This is a genomic window from Arthrobacter sp. KNU40 (genome assembly GCF_051515115.1).
Taxonomy (GTDB): Bacteria; Actinomycetota; Actinomycetes; order Actinomycetales; family Micrococcaceae; genus Arthrobacter.
This window is the reverse complement of the sequence record NZ_CP195850.1, coordinates 943804-961389: the sequence shown is the minus strand read 5'-3', so window position 1 is coordinate 961389 and position 17586 is coordinate 943804. Positions and strand designations below refer to the sequence as shown.

Below are 17586 nucleotides of genomic sequence, written 5' to 3'. Positions count from 1 at the left end.
CTGTGAATGTCGGGACTAGTTGATGGGGGCCGGGCCGAGCTCGTCGAGGAGCTTCTGCATGGCCACGTAGGCCTTGTTCCGGTAAGCGATGAGTTCAGGCGTCCGTTCCGCCGGGACGTTGAGGAAGCCTGCCCCGGTCTTGGTGCCCAGCTTTCCCGCCTCCACGAGGTCGCTCAGGATCTTCGGGGTCGCGAAGCGTTCCGGGAATCCGGTCTGCAGCGACTTGTAGCAGAAGTTATAGACGTCCAGTCCGGCCATGTCCGCGATGGCGAACGGGCCGAAGAACGGCAAGCGGAAGCCGAACGTTGTACGGACCAGGGTGTCGACGTCGTCGGCTGTTGCGATCCCTTGCTCCACCAGCTGCGCGGCCTCGTGGAAAAGCGCGTACTGCAGCCGGTTGAGCACGAAACCGGTGACGTCCTTGACGACGGCGGTTTGCTTGCCGGCCGCGTGGACCAGTTCGCGGGACGCAGCTACGGTGTCCGGCGTGGTGCCGGCGTGGGGAATGATTTCGACGCCCGGGATGAACGGGGACGGGTTGGAGAAGTGGACGCCCAGGAATCGCTCCGGACCCGCTACGGCCTCGGCGAGATCTGCAATGGAAATGGTGGAGGTATTCGAGCCGATCAACGCGTCCGGACGGGCGGCTGCACTGATCCGGGCCAGGGTCTGGTGCTTGATGTCGAGGACCTCCGGCACGGCTTCTTCGATGAAGTCGGCGTCCGCCACGGCCTCTTCGATGTCCTTGGCGGCCCACAGATTGGCCTTCAGGATTGCCGTGGAACCTTCCGGGAAGAGGCCCGCGGCCACGAATTCGTCCGACTCGACGAGCAGGCGGTCGTAGTTCTTTTGCGCGATTTCGGCGGACACATCCGCCAGCGCCACGCGCGCTCCGCCGAGGGCCAGGACCTGCGCGATCCCGCCGCCCATGTAACCGGATCCGACGACGGCGATCTTCCGGGCCGCGCTTCCGTCGCCTGCGGCGCTGCTTGCTGATTCAGTCATGTCACACTGCCTTGGTGTAATCGGGCTCGTAGGAGCAAATGGCGTCCACCTTGGCGGCGGAAGAGGATGTTTCGTCAAAGTGGTGGCCCAGCCATTCGCCCACCAGTTTCTTGGCCAGTTCCAGGCCAATCACCCGTTGGCCCAACGTCAGAACCTGGGCGTTGTTGCTGAGGACCGAGCGCTCCACGGAGTAGCTGTCGTGCGCGGTGACGGCACGGATTCCGGGGACTTTGTTGGCCGCGATGGCCACGCCCAGGCCCGTTCCGCAGATCAAGAGGGCCCGGTCCGCCTCGCCCTCGGCCACTTTGCGCGCCGCGTTCACGGCAACGTGCGGGTAGGCCGTGGAGTCGTTGGCGCCGACGCCCACGTCGGTTACGGACGCCACCCGGGGATCGGCTTCAAGCAACGCCATGAGCGCCTGCTTGTATTCGACGCCCGCTTCGTCATTGCCGACGACAATCCGCCAGCCCTCTGGTGGTCTCATGCTTGAACTCCGTTTCCTGCCGGGGACGCCAGCTGTGAATCGATATGTTGTGAGATCCGCGCCGTGATCAGCCCGAAGGAGACGGCGCCAGGATCAGGGTGGCCCAGGCTCTTCTCTGCGAGCGGACGGGCCCGGCCCTTGAGCGGACGCAAACGCGCCGTCTCAGCCGCCGCGGATTCGGCCGCCGCAGCGGCTGCCGCGAGGGCCCGGTCAACCGGGGCTCCGGCGCCGAACTCTGTGAGGAACGCGTCCCGGAACGGCAGCAGCGCGTCCACCATGGTCTTGTCGCCAGGTTCGGCTTTGCCGAGTTCGGTGATCGCGTTCGCAAAGCCAGCAACAGCGGCCGCCGCATCCTCGCCGGAGTAGCCGGCTTTGTTGCCGAGCGCCAGTCCGGCCGCAATGATCGCCGAGCCCCACAATGCGCCCGAGGTACCGCCGGCGCGTTCGCTCCAGGCCTCCCCTGCCGCCGCCAGGATCCGGCCGACCGAGGCTCCGCTTGCCGTTTCGGCGGCGGCGAAGGCCGCTTCAACGCCGCGTCGCATGCCGATGCCGTGGTCGCCGTCGCCCGCAATCGCGTCGAGCTTGCCGAGTTCTTCTTCATGCTCGACGACGACGTCCCGAACCTGGGCGAGCACGGCTACGGCCTGCCGGCCGAGTTCGGCAGCAGCCGCGGTGGGCTGCTCGACGTCGGACTCGTTTACTGCGGTGACGCTTGCTTGGTTGCGGGGCGGGCGGGGCGCGAGGTTGCCCTTGCGGAACGCCGGGGTGTCCGCGGGTGCTGCCCAATACTGTTCGAGCTCCTCGTCCAGCCACAGCAGCGTCAGCGAAAGACCGGACATGTCCAGGCTTGTCACAAGCTCGCCGCACTCGGGCTCGACGACAGTGAGTCCTGCTTTGCTGAGGAGCTTCTCGATCTTGCCGAAGAGCAGGAAGAGTTCGTCGTACTTGACGGTGCCGAGGCCGTTGACGATGGCCACCACACGGTTTCCGGCGTCGTCCGGTTTGTCGTTGAGGAGCTTGGAGACGAGCAGTTCGGCGAGCTCGGACGCGGTGGGCATTTTGTGCTCGGAAATGCCCGGCTCGCCGTGGATGCCCAGGCCGAGGGACATTTGGCCGGCCGGAACATGGAACAGCGGATCCGAGGCTCCCGGAAGGGTGCAACCGTCGAAGGCCACCCCGAGCGAGCGTGTGCGGTAGTTCGTCTTGATGGCCAAGCGCTCGACGGCGTCGAGGTCCAGTCCCGCTTCGGCCGCGGCGCCGGCGATCTTGAAGACCGTGAGGTCGCCCGCGATCCCCCTGCGCTTTTCGATCTGGTCCAGCGGTGCGCTGGCGATGTCGTCGGTAACAGTCACGGTGCGGGTCTCGATGCCTTCGGCATTGAGGCGCAACTGGGCCTGGCCGAAATGGAGCACGTCGCCTGCATAGTTGCCGTAGCTGAGCAGGATGCCGCCTCCGGCGTTGGCTGCTTTGGCCACGCGGTAGACCTGGCCGGCCGCCGGGGAGGCGAACATATTGCCGCACGCCGATGCAGTTGCCAGGCCTGGCCCGACCAGCCCGGCGAAAGCAGGGTAGTGTCCCGAGCCGCCGCCCACCACTAAGGCGACCTGTCCGGTGGAGACTTCGGTGGAACGGACCACTCCGCCGTCCACCCGGGCTACATAGCCGCGGTTGGCGGCGACGAATCCGTCCAGGGCATCGTCCGCGAAGTCTGCGGGGTTGTCGAAAATCCTCGTCATGGTTCTAGACGCCAGCCAGTTGGGAGGATGCGGAGTGCTGCGCGGTAGCCGGCTCCGAGCCGGACGTCAGCTGCCGGCCCTGGGCGACCTGGCTCTGGCCGAGGACATAGTTCTCTGTCTTCGGAAGAACCTGTCGCCGGAGATATTCCTGGTTGCTCGCCGTGACGCTGAGCCCGTCGCCGCCGTAATGCTCGGTGCACAAGATGCCTTGGAAGCCTACCGAGAGCGCGAGTTTGAAGGCTTCGCGGTAGTTGATGAGGCCGCTCTCCATCGGTGCGGGCATGGTGATGTAGCTGTCGCGGGCCACGTCTTCGTCGCGGATGTAGTTCTTCATGTGCCAGTAGTTGGAGTACGGCAGGGTCTTGGCCACCATCTCGCGCCAGTCCTCGATGGGACGGTGGAGGCGGATGAGGTTGCCGAGGTCCGGGTTGAGGCCCACATTGTCCAGCCCGATGTCCTGGACCAGCTGGACTGAGGAATCGGCGGTGCCGAGGTAGGTGTCCTCGTACATTTCCAGGGAAAGCAGAATGCCGGCTTCCGCGGCGTGCTCACCGAGTTCCCGCAAGCGTGCGACGGCGTTGCCCCAGGCTTCCTTGTCCCCCACCGGATCCTTGTAGCCTTCCACCGTCCAGAACCACAATTGCTTTTGCTGCTCGGCGGTAATGGCCTGATGGAGTCCGAACGAGACAACTTCGCAGCCTAGTTCGGCTGCGGCGTCGATGGTCCGGTGGCTGTACGCCAGGTTCTCGGCCCAGTCGCGGGTGTGGATGATGCTGCGGCGGATGGCCGAGATGACCGGGATGCCAATGCCAACGTGCTCCGCGGTCTGTTTGAACTCGGCAAGGCGTTCCTTGCTGAGGTCGCCCGGGCGGACCCAGCTGTCCGTGAGGTCTGCGTTGGCAAATCCTGCGTCCTTGACTTCCTGCAGGACCTCGGCCCAAGCGGAAGCATCGGCGTCGTTGATGTGCTGTCCCGTGGCGTCAGTGCCGGGGAACTGGAGCAGGGCCGCGGTGATGGGCCAGGTTTCGGCGGTGTAAGCCATAGTTTTCACTCCTTCGTGGAATCCTGTTTCCTATAGGATTTACTATCTGAGTAAGACTGTCAACATATTTATTCGGACTTCCGCAGGTCGGCCCCGGCTTTCCGCACCCTTACCCCGCATCATCGAAGATCCTATATGTCTTACATATGTTTGTGAAGAGGGTCACGAGATATCGAGTTCGCGCACACAAAGGGCCGCCGTTGGACGGGCCCTGAGGGCTTGGTGGCGTCGGGTCGCCGTCTTGGATCGCCGTCGGACTCGGCCCGTAGGCGACGGTTCAGTCAGCGGGCGTCAACGATGCCGTCCGGCGACGGCTTACTCAGCAGGTGCGTCGGCGATGGCCCGGGCCCGGACCTTGTGCACATGGTCGGCCATGGCGGCCGCGGCCTGTTCCGGGTCACCGCTCGCCAGTGCGTCGAGCACTGCCTGGTGCTCCGCGATGGCCTGGTCGGCGTCGGTGATGCCCACTCCCCCGAACAGCCGGAACCGCTGGACCTGGCCGCCCAGCGCGGTGTAGGCGGCAAGCATGAATTGGTTGCCGGACTGCTCGGCGATCAGCTTATGGAAGCGCTCATCGGCCTCGAGATAGTCCCGGAATTCCATGAAGGACGGGCCTCGGGGAGCCGTCTCCAGGTCCTTCACGGCCGCTCGCAAATCCGTCAACCCGTCAGGAGTGATCCGGCTGCACGCCAGACGGGCATTCACGGGCTCAATCGCGAGCCGGGCCTCCATGAGCTCGGCAAAATCTTCGCGCGTGAAAACCGGGGCTACCCTGTAACCCTTGAGGGCAACTCGGCGAACCATGCCTGTGTGCTCCAGCCTCGCCAGCGCTTCGCGCACAGGGGTCGGGGACACGTCCAGTTCCCGCGCCGTGCCGTCGATGCTGACCGCGGCTCCCGGTTCGAGCCGGCCGTCCATGAGCCACGCGAGAAGTTCCTCGTAGACGTGGTCGGCGAGAACCTGGCGGCTGACGGGTCGGCCGGGCGCGCGGTCCCGTGAGGAAGCGAGTTTCATAGACAAATCCTATAGGAATGGCCTCTTTGTGGCGGCTTCGGACGCCCGGGACAGACTCCGCAGCCTCTCGCGCTCGGTTAAACCGCGACGGCGGCACCTTTCGCAGGTGCCGCCGTCGGGGTTCGGGGGTTCTAGTTGGCGTAGAACGGGTAGTCGGTGTACCCCTTGGCGCCTTCACCGTAGAACGTGGACGGATCCGGTTCGTTGAGCGGGAGGCCTTCACGCCACCTGCGCGCAAGGTCCGGGTTGGCGATGGCCGGGCGGCCGACCACCACGGCGTCGGCGTGACCGTCGGCCACGAGCGCCAGGGCTTCATCCCGTGTGGTCATTACACCGAAGCCGGTGTTCACGAGGAATGTGCCCTTGAAGCGCTCGCGCAGATCCTGGACGAGTTCACCCTTGGGATCATGGTGGAGGATGCTGAGGTAGGCAAGGTTGAGCGAGGCGATGGTGTCAACCAGGACTTCATAAGTGGCGCGGACATCAGCGGGGTCGGTCTCGGCGATCCCCTGGACCGAGTGCTCCGGGGAAATCCGGATGCCGACCCGGTTGGCGCCCAAGGCCTCAACCACCGCGTTGACGGTCTCGATCACGAAGCGTGCCCGGTTTTCCGGAGAACCGCCGTAGCTGTCAGTGCGGACGTTGGTGTTGGGTGCCAGGAATTCGTGCAGCAGGTAGCCATTCGCCGAGTGGAGCTCGACGCCGTCGAATCCTGCCTCGACCGCGTTCCTGGAAGCCGTGACGATTTCCTGAATGACCGAGGGAAGTTCATCGGTGCTCAGTTCGCGGGGCACCGGGTACGGCTTCTTGCCGTTCGGCGTGCGGACTTCGCCGTCGATGGCCACGGCACTGGGTGCCACGATCTCGTGACCGCCCGTGATGTCCGCGTGAGAGACGCGGCCACCGTGCATGACCTGGGCAAAAATCCTGCCGCCCTCGGCATGAACGGCGTCTGTCACTTTCTTCCAGCCCGCGATCTGCTCCTCGGTGACGAGGCCGGGCTGTCCCGGGTAAGACTGCCCCGCGGGCGTGGGGTAGGTGCCCTCGCTGACGATCAGCCCGAGGGAGGCACGCTGCCGATAGTGCTCCGCGACCAGCGGACCGGGAACGCCTTCGACGCCCGAACGAAGGCGGGTCAGCGGCGCCATGACCAAGCGGTTGGGAAGTTCAATCTCGCCGAGGGTCAAAGTGGAAAACAACATGGGCAGTGCCTTTCAAACGGGAACAGGTCCACTGGCGGCAACTGCCGCGCGCATGCAACTATTCCTGTTGAGACGGGGATCACACGCTCTTTAGGGGACGCCCGGGCAGCCTTCGCCCCGCGGATTCACGATGCAGTTGTCGGCGTAGTTGCGCGTGATCGACCTCCAGACACTGACCTTCTGTGACGGCGACGCGAACTGTCCTATGCCAGGAATCGGCATGTTCGGGCCACCGTTCACGGAGTAGGTGCCGCGGAAGATTGTGGTCACGGACACCTGAAAGTCACCGGGCTGTTGATACACGTGGCTTGTTCTGGTCTTTTGGCCCCATTCCGCCTCCGGGAGCGGCCCGCCAGCAAAAGGTGTTGGCCCGAGGCTGCTGCCGTCCCCGTAGGCGTAGGTGTACTCCACGGGGGTAGCGACTACGTGGACTCGCTGGCCGAGGAGTGTCACATCGAATTGCTGCTCAACGGCGTCCGCGAAGATGTTGGTTTCAGCGCCCTTGAGTGTGTGCGGGCTAGGCTGGGCCGTCAGATCCGCCGGTTTAATCGGAAGGTTCCGGAAGTCGCTCTCAATTCTCTCCGCAATGCGCTGCAAGAGATCCTCTGGCTTTTGGTCGTACAGGCAGGACGGACCGTTGTTACCCGATTTCCAGTCGACCCACGTGGGATTTGAAATCGCCTTAGGTGCGACCTTCCAGATAACCGGAGTTCCAGACTTCCCACCAGGCTCGCGGGGCGGGCATTGCACCTGTCCGGGAAGGCACTTCTTATCTAAGGCATCCTCGTCAACCTGGCATTGGAGCTCTGCCTTGTATTGGTTGGGGTCGTCGCTGACGTGGTTAGGTGGGGCCGGAACGATTTCACCGGTTTGGAGGTCACGGACCCAATTCTCAGCACCCAGGCTCACGCCGCTTTTCCTGAAGCCTATGTTGATTGGTGGATCTTCGCTCTCGGCGTTCGCCGGAACTGCGGAACCAACCCAGGACAAGAAGACCAATGATCCAATCAATAGGCCACGTACAGTTCGCATTGCTATCGAATCAATCCGAGGTCTGTGACCAACCAACCATCCACACTGAATGTGGCCACTAGTTGGCTACCGCTGTTGGAAGCTTCAGTGGGTTCTTGGTAAAGGGTTCCATCCGCCTTGCGAATCTCTATTTGCTGCTGGATTACCTGGACCGTCGCCTGCCGAGATTCTGGTCCGGTTCCAAGTTTTCCGGCCACCACTGGCGTCTCAATGCGTCCGCCGACGATCCACTTTCCTTCTGCCCAAGACTGGCCGATCGATTCTTGGAGGCCATTACAAAACACGCAGCTAGGACCGGTAACCCGCTTGCTAACAGTAGTATCCCCAGTCTCATAGGCGTATGAAAGCGCCTGGAACCAGTACCTCGCAAACGCCTCCACCCCTTCCTTGCTGTTCGCTTTCGCCGCCTCCGGCAACACGGGAACGGGCACGTTCTCCGCTTTGCCCTTGGCGTCCGCAGGTTTGTAGGCAACCGTCGGGGTCCGAGAGGGCATGGCAGTAGCAGTGGAAGTGGCAGAAACTGTGGGTGACGCAGACTGCGGCTGGGTAGTGTTCCCGCAGGCGGTCAGCGTCAACGCCGTCGCAAGGCTGACAATCATGAAAAAGCGAGCAGAAACCGAGGTGCGTGGAGTCATGGTTTGCTATCCCCAAATAGTTTTCAAGACTAAACGTTTCCAAAAAGGGTAGCTTAATTGCCCATCTTGGCGGGAAAGTTATCCACAGGCTGCCGTCCACCAGCGCGGCCCAACACAGCCAACACAACAAACACAGACCAAAGGCCTCGACGACGGGACCGCGGCCAGGCCGCCCATCCGTCGTCGAGGCCTATGGAACCTGTCGAACTCCCGCCTACTTCTGAGCCGGCAGGACCAACTCCCCCGTCTTATCCGTCGACAAGGCGAGCGAAGAGATGAACTGCGGTTCGCCGTCGGGCCCGTCCTGGGCGGAACGGACCATATCCGGACGCTCGAACTCCAGTCCCGTGACGTGGCACAACAGCTTGGCGTCGCTCGGGTTGCCGTCGGCGTCGAACATGGGCAGATCGATGCCGTCCTCGTAGCGGCGCAAGTAGTACTTCCCGCGTGTCAGCAAGGCCAGCACGGGCGGCAGCACAAGCGCCAGCCCGACGGCGAAGATCGGCGAGTACGGCTGAACAGCCGAACCGAAAGCCCCGAAGAACACCGCAATCGAGACAACAGCCGAAACCAGCATCGAGACGAAGCCCACTGGGTTGACGGCGTAAAGCATGCCGCGGCGGAATTCGGGAACCTTGGGCGAAATCTTGAGCAAGTATTTATTGATCGCGATATCGGACGCGACGGTAACCACCCAGGCCATGGCGCAATTCGCGTAGAAGCCAAGGATCGTATTGAGGAATTCGAACATATTTGCTTCCATCAGCACCAGCGCAATCACCAGGTTGACCACCACAAACACCATGCGCCCCGGGTAGCTCTTAGTGATCCGCGTGAAGCTGTTGGTCCACGCGAGCGAGCCGGAGTACGCGTTGGTCACGTTGATCTTGATTTGCGAAATGACCACGAGCACTACGGCCAAGGTCATCGCGAGCCACGCCGGCATCATTTCCTGGTACACGCCAAGAAACTGGTGAACAGGCTCGTTCGCGTGGACGGATGCGGCAGGATCCAGGTTCGCGATCAGATAGATCGCAATGAACATGCCCACGATCTGCTTGATCGCGCCGAAAATCACCCATCCCGGACCGGCCAGGATCACGGCACGCCACCAGGCACCGCGGTTCTCGGCGGTCTTGGGCGGCATGAAGCGCAAGTAGTCAATTTGTTCAGCGATCTGCGCCATGAGTGACAGACAGACACCCGCGGCCAGCATCACGGAGGCCAGATTGGTGCCTTCAGCGCCGGATTTTCCCGTGAAAGCGAAGAAGTCCCCGATGCTGTCCGGGTGCGAAATCACCAAATACCCCACCGGCACCACCATGAGCAGGAGCCACAAAGGCGTGGTCCACACCTGCAGTTTGGACAAGGCCTTCATCCCGTAAATCACCAAGGGAATGACGATAAGCGTAGAGGCCGCATAACCGAGCCATTGCGGAATCCCCAGCCCAAGTTCCAAGCCTTGCGCCATGATGGATCCCTCGAGCGCGAAGAAGATGAACGTGAACGTCGCGAAAATGACGTTGGTGACCACCGAGCCGTAATAGCCGAATCCGGAGCCCCTCGTGATGAGGTCAAGATCAATGTTGTACCGGGCCGCATAGTAGGCCAAAGGAAATCCGGTGGCGAAAATGACCACAGCCGCCACCACGATTCCAAAAATAGCGTTCACGGTGCCGTACGAAATACCGATGTTCGCGCCGATCGAGAAATCAGCCAAATAAGCGATTCCACCGAGCGCACTCGTCGCCACCACGCCCGCACCCCACTTGCGGTAGGACCGTGGCGCGAACCTGAGGGTGTAGTCCTCCAGGCTCTCCTTCGCTGCGCTCATCGCATCGGCATTGCCCGCCGTACGACCCCCGGCAGCTATCGTCTCGGAAGGTTCGACGACGGCGGCCCCCACCGGGGAGCCGCCCGTCGTCGGGGGTTCAAGCACTTGCGTTGTCTTCGAGTCGTCAGTCATCCCCGCAACTTCCTTTGTCTGCACATGTTTCCCCTCTGAACATGGCCTTGACGCTATCGGCGGGATGAAACCACGGAGTCTCCACGGTGTTTCCGGGCTGTAACTTATCCAGCGAGCCGGCCGCCAAGATTGCAGCTTCGGGTTTGTGGACGTCCAACAAAATCAGGTCCACACAAGCCCACTACCGTCATGAAGGAACGCACCATCCCCCGCAAGTAACGGCCGAGGAGCATCATGACCACCCAGCCAAACCCAAGGCGTACGTCCACATATCCGATTCTGGAAACAGCGCGCGAGCAGGTCCTCGCGAAAGGCGAAGGCCTCAGCGAATCCCAACTGCTTCAGATCCTGGAGCTTCCGGACGAAGCCATCCCGGAGGCCCTGCAGCTTGCCCACGAAGTCCGCCTCGAGCACTGCGGCGAGGACGTGGAAGTAGAGGGAATCATCTCGATCAAGACCGGCGGATGCCCCGAGGACTGCCACTTCTGCAGCCAATCGGGCCTGTTTGACAGTCCGGTCCGGGGCGTCTGGCTCGACATCCCCGAGCTCGTGAAGGCCGCCAAGGAAACCGCCGCCACCGGGGCCACGGAGTTCTGCATCGTGGCAGCCGTCCGTGGACCGGACATCAAGCTCATGAACCAGATCAAGTTCGCGATCGACCGCATCAACGCGGAAGTGGATATCAACATTGCGTGTTCCTTGGGCATGCTTACCCAGCGCCAAGTGGACCAACTCGCCGAGTGGGGCGTTCACCGCTACAACCACAACCTCGAAACCGCGCGCAGCTACTTCCCCGAAGTCGTCACCACCCATACCTACGAGGAACGCCTCGACACCTGCAACATGGTCAAGGCAGCCGGGATGGAACTTTGCTGCGGCGCCCTGATCGGCATGGGCGAAACCACCGCCCAGCGGGCAGAACTCGCGAGCCAGCTCGCGGCCCTCGAACCGCACGAAGTCCCGCTGAACTTCCTCAATCCGCGCCCCGGGACGCCCCTCGAAAACCAAGGAATCATGGACGGCAAGGACGCCCTCCGCGCGATCGCGGCGTTCCGCCTCGCCATGCCGCGGACCGTGCTGCGTTACGCCGGCGGACGCGAACTGACCCTGGGCGACCTCGGCACGCGCGAAGGCCTCATGGGCGGCATCAACGCCGTGATCGTCGGCAACTACCTCACCACCCTGGGCCGTCCCGCCGACGCCGACCTCAACCTCCTCGTGGAGCTGAACATGCCCATCAAGGAACTCCAGAAGTCGCTGTGAGCACGATTGAGACGGCAAGTTTCTGCGGGCACTGCGGCGGGCCCGCCGCCGGAGCCGGAGCCCAGCAAGGCGAGCGCCCGACGTCGGACGCTCACCAGGGCTGTGAACAGCGCCTCGCGATGGAGCCTCCCCGCTATTGCGCTGTTTGTCGGCGCCGCATGAAAGTCCAGGTCACACCACTCGGCTGGACCGCCGAATGCTCGCGCCACGGAAGGCTGACACCATGAGCGTCATCAAGCGGGACCGGGCGAGCCTCTGGCATCCGTACGCTCCGGCGTCGGGAACGCTGCCGTTGTGGGAAGTCGAAGACGCCGACGGCGTGACGCTGCGGCTCCGCGACGAAACCGGCCAACGCCATGAGGTGCTCGATGCCATGTCCTCCTGGTGGGCAGTCATCCACGGCTACCGGAACCCCGTCCTGGACGCCGCGGCGAAGCGCCAACTAGACACATTCAGCCACGTGATGTTCGGCGGCCTCACCCACGAACCCGCCGTCGAACTGGCCGAACGGCTCGTGGCCATGGCCCCTTCCTCGGCAGATCGGCCACGGCTGGAGCGGGTGTTCCTGGCGGATTCGGGATCGGTGTCCGTGGAGGTGGCGCTCAAGTTGTCGGTGCAGTTCCAGACCGCTTCGGGGTTCCCCAAGAGGCAAAGGTTCCTCAGCATCCGCGGCGGCTACCACGGCGACACCTTCGCGGCGATGGGCGTCTGCGACCCCGTGGACGGCATGCATTCGGCGTTCCCCGGACTGTTGGCCGCCAATGTGTTCGCAGCGAGACCGCCCGCCGCGGACGCGCCACCCGAGGAAATCGCGGAGTGGCGGGCGCACGTCGAGGACCTCGCGGCGGAACACGCCAACGAAGTCGCCGCGATCGTCGTGGAGCCGGTGCTTCAAGGCGCCGGCGGCATGTTCGTCTACGCCGCCGAATGCCTGAGCATCCTTCGCGACATCGCCGATCGGCACGGGCTCCTCCTGATCCACGACGAGATCGCCACCGGTTTCGGCCGTACGGGCGAGCTGTTCGCCGCGCAACATGCCGGCGTGGTACCGGACATCATGTGCGTCGGCAAAGCCCTCACCGGCGGTTACCTCACGCTCGCCGCGATGCTCTGCACGGGCGAGGTGGCGGCCCGGGTTTCGAGCAGCCGCGCGGGTGCCTTGCTGCACGGTCCCACGTTCATGGGCAATCCGCTCGCGTGTTCCGTGGCCAATGCGAGCCTGGGAATTCTCGACGGCGGCGCCTGGCGCAGCGATGTGGCCCGGATCGGCTCGGGGCTCGCTGCCGGTCTCGAAGCCGCCAACGCGTTCGACGCCGTCAAGGAGGTCCGCACGATCGGTGCGGTGGGCGTCATCGAGTTGAAAACGGAGGTCGACGTCGCCGCAGTGACGAGTGCCGCCGTCGGGCGCGGCGTTTGGCTGCGGCCGTTCCGGAATCTTGTCTACGCGATGCCGCCATATGTCAGCACCGCCGAGGAGGTCGGGCGAATGGCCGAAAGCATGGTGGCGGCCGTGGCCGAGGTACACGGCCCATGAGCAGCTCCATGACTGCGTGGTTGGAACAGCAGGCCGCGGTCCGCGAGCGCCGGGGCCTCGTCCGCACGCCGGTGACGCGCCTCGGTGGCGATCCCGAGGTGGATCTGGCGAGCAACGACTATCTTGGCCTCGCGACGGACCCAAGGCTGGCGGAGGCTGCGCGGGAAGCGATCGGCCGTTGGGGAACCGGTGCCACGTCCTCGCGACTAGTTGCCGGTACCACTGCGCTGCACCTGGAGCTCGAATCCGAGCTTGCGAGCCTCACCGGCATGGAATCCGCGTTGGTCTTCTCGTCCGGATACCTGGCCAATCTGGGCGTCACCACCGCGCTCGGCGGCCCCGGGACCCTCATCGTGGCCGACGAACATTGCCATGCTTCGCTGATTGACGGTTTTCGCTTGAGCCGATCGAGGGTGGAAACGGTCCCGCACAACGATCTCGGCGCAACCGAGCACCATCTGCGGACCCGCGCGGAACCCCGGGCCCTGGTCGTGGTCGAGGCCATCTACAGCGTCTTCGGCGACGCCGCCCCGCTCCCCCAGCTGTTGGCACTGGCCGAAGACCAAGACGCGATGCTCCTCGTGGACGAGGCCCACAGCCTCGGCGTTGCAGGCCGCGGCGCGTTCGAGGGCTTTGGCTCGGTAGCGGGAACGGACCTTGCGGCCCATCCCAACGTGGTGCTGACCGCGACCCTTTCCAAGTCGCTCGGCAGCCAGGGCGGTGCCGTGCTTGGCAGTGCCCTGCTCCGCGAACACCTCGTCAACAGGGCCCGCAGTTTCATTTTCGACACCGGGCTCGCACCAGCGTCGGCCGCTGCAGCACTGGCCGCCGTCGGAATCATCCGCGCTGAACCTTGGCGTGCGGCGGCCGTCCATCGGAACGCGGCCAGCCTCACAGCGGGACTGGCGCCCGCGCTACACGCGCCAACCCTACAGCGGCGCGGCGCCGCCGTCGGGCCCGCTGACGCGTCGCTTGAAACAGCCGGTGCCGTGCAATCCATCCCCATGCCCTCTGCCGCGGCGGCGCTTGCTGCGAGCCAGGCGGCGCACCGGGCGGGTGTCCGCGTCGGATGCTTCCGCCCTCCATCGGTTCCCGATGGTGTCTCGCGCCTCCGGTTGACGGCCCGGGCCACCCTGACTTCCGACGACATCGACTACGCGTGCGCAACGTTGCGCCGCATCCTGGAGGAAACGCCATGAAACTGCCACACATAGTGCTGGTCACCGGAACGGACACCGGCGTCGGCAAGACGGTCACGACGGCGGCCCTTGCGTCAGCGCTGCAGGCTGAGGGCCGCTCGGTGTCCGTGTACAAGCCTTGCCAGAGCGGCGATGTGGTGGGCGACTCCGACTGCACCGAAATCACCCGCTTGGCCGGACCGCTCACGGCCGAGGCCGGCGTCGTGCTTCAAGAACCCCTCGCCCCAGTGCCCGCAGCCGCGCTGGACGGAATCACGCTGCCCCCGATTGCGGCACATGCCGCACGCATCCGCGAACTGGCCAGCACGCATGACCACGTTCTCGTGGAAGGTTCCGGCGGTCTACTCGTGGAGTTGGACGCCGACGGCGGCACACTGGCAGATCTAGGCAGTCACCTTGGAAGTGACGCGACTTTTGTTGTGGTAGCCCGCCCCGCGTTGGGAACCCTGAACCACACGGCACTGACACTCGAGGCCCTGGAACGCAGGGACCTGGCCATCCATGGTGTGATTCTAGGAACCTGGCCGGACGACCCGGGCGTGCTGGAACACGGCAACCGGGCGACGCTCGGCGCGTTGAGGCCGCTTCTTGGGGTGCTCCCGGAGCGCGCCGCGGACCTCCCGCCGGTCACATTCAGGGCGGCGAGTGTGCACTGGTTGGGCGGTTTGGACTGCTTGAACGGGGCCTGGTCATGAGCTCCGCTTCTGCCGCCGTCCAGACGTGCCCGTATATGGTGCTGCGGGAGCCCGCTGCGGTGCGGGAGGTCCTGCACCGGCCCGAAGACTTCAGCCCGGCGAACGCCCTCATCGCTGTGACACCGTTGTCCGGACCGTCATTGCGCGTCCTGCAGCGTGCCCGTTTCGCCCTGCCGCCCGTGCTGGCCAGCAACCACAGCGATTCCCATGCAGGCATCCGCAAAGTGGTGGCCGGGTACTTCACCCCCGCAACGGTGAGTGCTTTCGAGCCACGTATTCGCGGCATCGCGCGGGATGCCGCGACGACGGCGGCCGGGCTGTTGAAGGCGCACGGGCAGGTGGACCTGGTGCAGGCCGTGGCTGCCTACCCGCCGGCCATCGTGATGTTGGAGCTTCTTGGCCTTCCAGTCCGCGACCTTCCGGAGCTGAAAGCGTGGAGCCTGGACTCCCTGGAACTCTTCTGGGGCTGGCCGGATCCCGAACGGCAACTGGAACTGGCACACAGCGCGGCACAGTTCTACGGCTGGCTGCGGGAATTCGTCCTCGAGTCGGTGGCCTCGCCCCGGCGGAATCTCTTCAACTCCTTGGCGGAACACGGTCTCAGCACTCCCGAGATCTGCTCCCTCGGCTACTTCCTGCTCATAGCGGGACAGGAAACCACCACTCAGCTCATCAGCACGGCACTATTCCGGCTTGCCGAGGGATCCACAGGCCTTGCCTGGAAAGACGCACCTTCCGGCACCACGGCCCGGGATCTCATCCGGCACATTTTGGCCACGGAATCTTCGGTTCCGACGTGGCGTCGGGTTGCTGCAGAGGACACCGTGCTCGACGGCGAGCACATCCCGGCCGGTGCCGAAATCCTCTTGGAGCTCACGGGGAACCACGAGTCATCGGAACACGGCCCTACGGCCTACGGGCTGGCCTTCGGCTCAGGGATCCACCGCTGCCTCGGTGCGAAGCTCGCGGAACTGGAGGCCGCCGTCGTCGTGCAGGAAACCGCGGCGGCCCTGCAAGGCGTCCGTTTGGCAGAGCCGAATCCTGAGTGGCTCCGCCTGTTGTCCTTCCAAGCGCCGCGGACGGTCAGCGTCGGGCTTTAACGAAGTCAGTGGCTTCGTTCACGGCCGGAGCATCCGGGTGGATGCTGCGAGTCTCCGATCGCTGGTTCCGGGTGCGAACCCAATCGCCGGGGTGCGCTTTCGGCAGGATCTTGGCGATGGCCAACGCGCCGTACATCAAAGTATTAATCGCAACGAAGGTCGCCAAAACGGCAAACCAATCGGAATGCAAAATTTGCTCAGGAAGCAGGATTCCTGCGGGATGGGAAGCATAAATAGCCACGGTCATGCTGCCTTAGGAGATTCGCCGGCCGGTGAATGGTGGAGGTGTCTCCATTTGGCTTGCCGACCTAGCGAGATGTCGATGATTCCCTTGACATAAACCACGTTGAGGAACATATCGAAGAACAATTCCGGAAAGAGCGTGACCGCCAAGAGGCGTGCCCGCCAGCCGCCCTTCCATACCGTGACAACCCGCTCGATCGAGAAGACGACGCCGATTCCCAGCCAGAACGGGAACCAGACCCAGTTATCCAGGGACAAAACCATCAAGAGGATCAGGAGGAGGTAGGCGCTGAGGGCAATCACTCCGTAGCCGATGCCGAACTGCTGCGCCCAGTAGCGAAGTGTCTGGGGCGTGGCGCCGTAAGCCCCAAGGTTTTCCAGGGCGCCGCGTTGCCAACGAAGTCGCTGTGCCCACAAGGTGCGGAAATTCGGCATCAACTCGGTGACCACGGTGCATTGCATGGGGGAAATCATGAGGCCTCCGAGGGACTTCAAGGCGATCGTGAGCTCATTGTCCTCGGTCAAAGATGCCGTGTCATAAATGTCTCCTTGAATTCCCGGGATCGATTCGCCCCGGCTCTGGGCAACAGTGCGCAATGCGCGGGGACGGAAAAGCGAGGCCGTACCAGTCAGCACAAAAACGCGGCCACGCCGTCGTCCGATTTCCCGTGAATATCGAATATATTCGTTGCGTTGGAACTGGCCGACAATTCCGTGTCCTTCTTCCCCATAGAAAAGACCTCCCACGGCCATTAGTGCCCTGTCATTGCTCATCCGCGCAACCGCGACCTCCAGGAATCCATCGTCAAGGCGGGTGTCTGCATCCATGACCATGACGACGTCGTTGTCCCTTTGGCCAGGGAGAAGCCACTTCAGAGCCTGGTTGAGTGCGCCGGCCTTTTTCTTCGTGTTGTTCACCGATTCGAATACTTCAACCCCGGCCTCGCGGGCAAGGGCGGCAGTTGCATCCGTGCAGTTGTCGGCGACCACAATTACGCGTTCCGGGCGATGCGATTGCGACAAAAGGGAGGCAATCGTGGCCGGCAACGAAGCTTCCTCATTGTGTGCAGGAATCAAGACGGTCACCGTAACCGGGCCGGCGTATACACCGCGGGTTTCGGCCATGACGATCTTTGGCGCCAGCGGTGTCCGGGGATTCGCGGAACGGCGTGATCTGTTGGCAATGCGAGTCTCGAGCAAAGCCACTCCGGCGGAAAGCAGAAGTGCAAAGGCGATTGCCGCCAGAATCACGCGGGGTTGCGGCGCCACCGAATCGTAGAGAATCCTCCAGACGCCAAGGACGATACCCTCAGCCCGCGACTCGACTGCCGAATTACCCGTCGAGGCAATGGCAAACCACAAGAGGGCCGCCGCACCGCCGACGGTTACCGCAATCACAATGCCAACCAAACGCTGAAATATCCCTCGACCCACCG

At 63.7% G+C, this 17586-nt stretch carries 17 protein-coding genes; 6 read left to right on the top strand and 11 right to left on the bottom strand.

Annotation, left to right across the window (positions count from 1 at the left end; all coding sequences use genetic code 11):
- Window positions 1–15: 15 nt before the first annotated feature.
- The 9 genes from ACSKT0_RS04545 to ACSKT0_RS04505 all read right to left on the bottom strand — a co-directional run bounded on the left by ACSKT0_RS04545 (window position 16) and on the right by ACSKT0_RS04505 (window position 10116).
- Window positions 16–1005, bottom strand: a complete 990-nt coding sequence (locus ACSKT0_RS04545) for a 3-hydroxyacyl-CoA dehydrogenase family protein (RefSeq protein WP_437772696.1) — start codon at window positions 1003–1005, stop codon at window positions 16–18.
- 1 nt (window position 1006) lies between these two features.
- On the bottom strand, window positions 1007–1489 hold the full coding sequence (locus tag ACSKT0_RS04540) for a ribose-5-phosphate isomerase (protein ID WP_437772695.1): 483 nt from the start codon (window positions 1487–1489) through the stop codon (window positions 1007–1009).
- The gene (gene dhaL, locus ACSKT0_RS04535) at window positions 1486–3225 is read right to left on the bottom strand and encodes a dihydroxyacetone kinase subunit DhaL (RefSeq protein WP_437772694.1); all 1740 of its coding nucleotides are present in this window, start codon (window positions 3223–3225) and stop codon (window positions 1486–1488) included. The genes ACSKT0_RS04540 and dhaL overlap by 4 nt, the downstream gene beginning before the upstream one ends.
- Window positions 3226–3229: 4 nt before the next feature.
- Window positions 3230–4267 carry a sugar phosphate isomerase/epimerase family protein gene (locus ACSKT0_RS04530; RefSeq protein WP_437772693.1) on the bottom strand — a complete coding sequence of 346 codons (1038 nt, stop codon included), beginning with the start codon at window positions 4265–4267 and terminating at the stop codon, window positions 3230–3232.
- Window positions 4268–4582: 315 nt separating this feature from the next.
- Complete coding sequence (locus tag ACSKT0_RS04525; protein ID WP_437772692.1) at window positions 4583–5281, bottom strand: GntR family transcriptional regulator; 699 nt, start codon at window positions 5279–5281, stop codon at window positions 4583–4585.
- 131 nt (window positions 5282–5412) lie between these two features.
- Complete coding sequence (locus ACSKT0_RS04520; RefSeq protein WP_437772691.1) at window positions 5413–6483, bottom strand: alkene reductase; 1071 nt, start codon at window positions 6481–6483, stop codon at window positions 5413–5415.
- 90 nt (window positions 6484–6573) lie between these two features.
- Window positions 6574–7392 carry a hypothetical protein gene (locus ACSKT0_RS04515; RefSeq protein ID WP_437772690.1) on the bottom strand — a complete coding sequence of 273 codons (819 nt, stop codon included), beginning with the start codon at window positions 7390–7392 and terminating at the stop codon, window positions 6574–6576.
- A gap of 125 nt (window positions 7393–7517) precedes the next feature.
- A complete protein-coding gene (locus ACSKT0_RS04510; protein WP_437772689.1) occupies window positions 7518–8150 on the bottom strand; it encodes a DUF6318 family protein in 633 nt (210 codons plus the stop codon).
- A 214-nt stretch (window positions 8151–8364) separates the two neighbouring features.
- A complete protein-coding gene (locus tag ACSKT0_RS04505) occupies window positions 8365–10116 on the bottom strand; it encodes a purine-cytosine permease family protein (protein WP_437772688.1) in 1752 nt (583 codons plus the stop codon).
- Window positions 10117–10350: 234 nt separating this feature from the next.
- On the opposite strand from ACSKT0_RS04505, the gene bioB reads away from it, so the two are divergent.
- The 6 genes from bioB to ACSKT0_RS04480 all read left to right on the top strand — a co-directional run bounded on the left by bioB (window position 10351) and on the right by ACSKT0_RS04480 (window position 15907).
- Complete coding sequence (gene bioB / locus ACSKT0_RS04500) at window positions 10351–11379, top strand: biotin synthase BioB (RefSeq protein ID WP_437772687.1); 1029 nt, start codon at window positions 10351–10353, stop codon at window positions 11377–11379.
- Window positions 11380–11498: 119 nt separating this feature from the next.
- Window positions 11499–11606 carry a biotin synthase auxiliary protein BsaP gene (bsaP, locus tag ACSKT0_RS24025; protein WP_438825489.1) on the top strand — a complete coding sequence of 36 codons (108 nt, stop codon included), beginning with the start codon at window positions 11499–11501 and terminating at the stop codon, window positions 11604–11606.
- Window positions 11603–12913: an adenosylmethionine--8-amino-7-oxononanoate transaminase gene (locus ACSKT0_RS04495; RefSeq protein ID WP_437772686.1), complete on the top strand. Its 1311-nt coding sequence runs from the start codon at window positions 11603–11605 to the stop codon at window positions 12911–12913. The genes bsaP and ACSKT0_RS04495 overlap by 4 nt, the downstream gene beginning before the upstream one ends.
- 8 nt (window positions 12914–12921) lie before the next feature.
- Entirely contained in the window at window positions 12922–14112 is a 1191-nt protein-coding gene (locus ACSKT0_RS04490) for an 8-amino-7-oxononanoate synthase (protein WP_437773966.1), read from the top strand.
- Window positions 14109–14807 (top strand): dethiobiotin synthase, encoded by a 699-nt coding sequence (gene bioD / locus ACSKT0_RS04485; RefSeq protein ID WP_437772685.1) that lies wholly within the window; start codon window positions 14109–14111, stop codon window positions 14805–14807. The genes ACSKT0_RS04490 and bioD overlap by 4 nt, the downstream gene beginning before the upstream one ends.
- The gene (locus ACSKT0_RS04480) at window positions 14804–15907 is read left to right on the top strand and encodes a cytochrome P450 (protein ID WP_437772684.1); all 1104 of its coding nucleotides are present in this window, start codon (window positions 14804–14806) and stop codon (window positions 15905–15907) included. Before bioD ends, ACSKT0_RS04480 begins: the two co-directional genes overlap by 4 nt.
- On the opposite strand, the gene ACSKT0_RS04475 is transcribed toward ACSKT0_RS04480, so the two are convergent.
- On the bottom strand, window positions 15891–16154 hold the full coding sequence (locus tag ACSKT0_RS04475) for a hypothetical protein (RefSeq protein ID WP_437772683.1): 264 nt from the start codon (window positions 16152–16154) through the stop codon (window positions 15891–15893). The two genes, ACSKT0_RS04480 and ACSKT0_RS04475, sit on opposite strands and share 17 nt — an antisense overlap.
- Window positions 16151–17548 carry a glycosyltransferase family 2 protein gene (locus ACSKT0_RS04470; protein WP_437772682.1) on the bottom strand — a complete coding sequence of 466 codons (1398 nt, stop codon included), beginning with the start codon at window positions 17546–17548 and terminating at the stop codon, window positions 16151–16153. The genes ACSKT0_RS04475 and ACSKT0_RS04470 overlap by 4 nt, the downstream gene beginning before the upstream one ends.
- Between the last annotated feature and the right edge of the window lie 38 nt (window positions 17549–17586).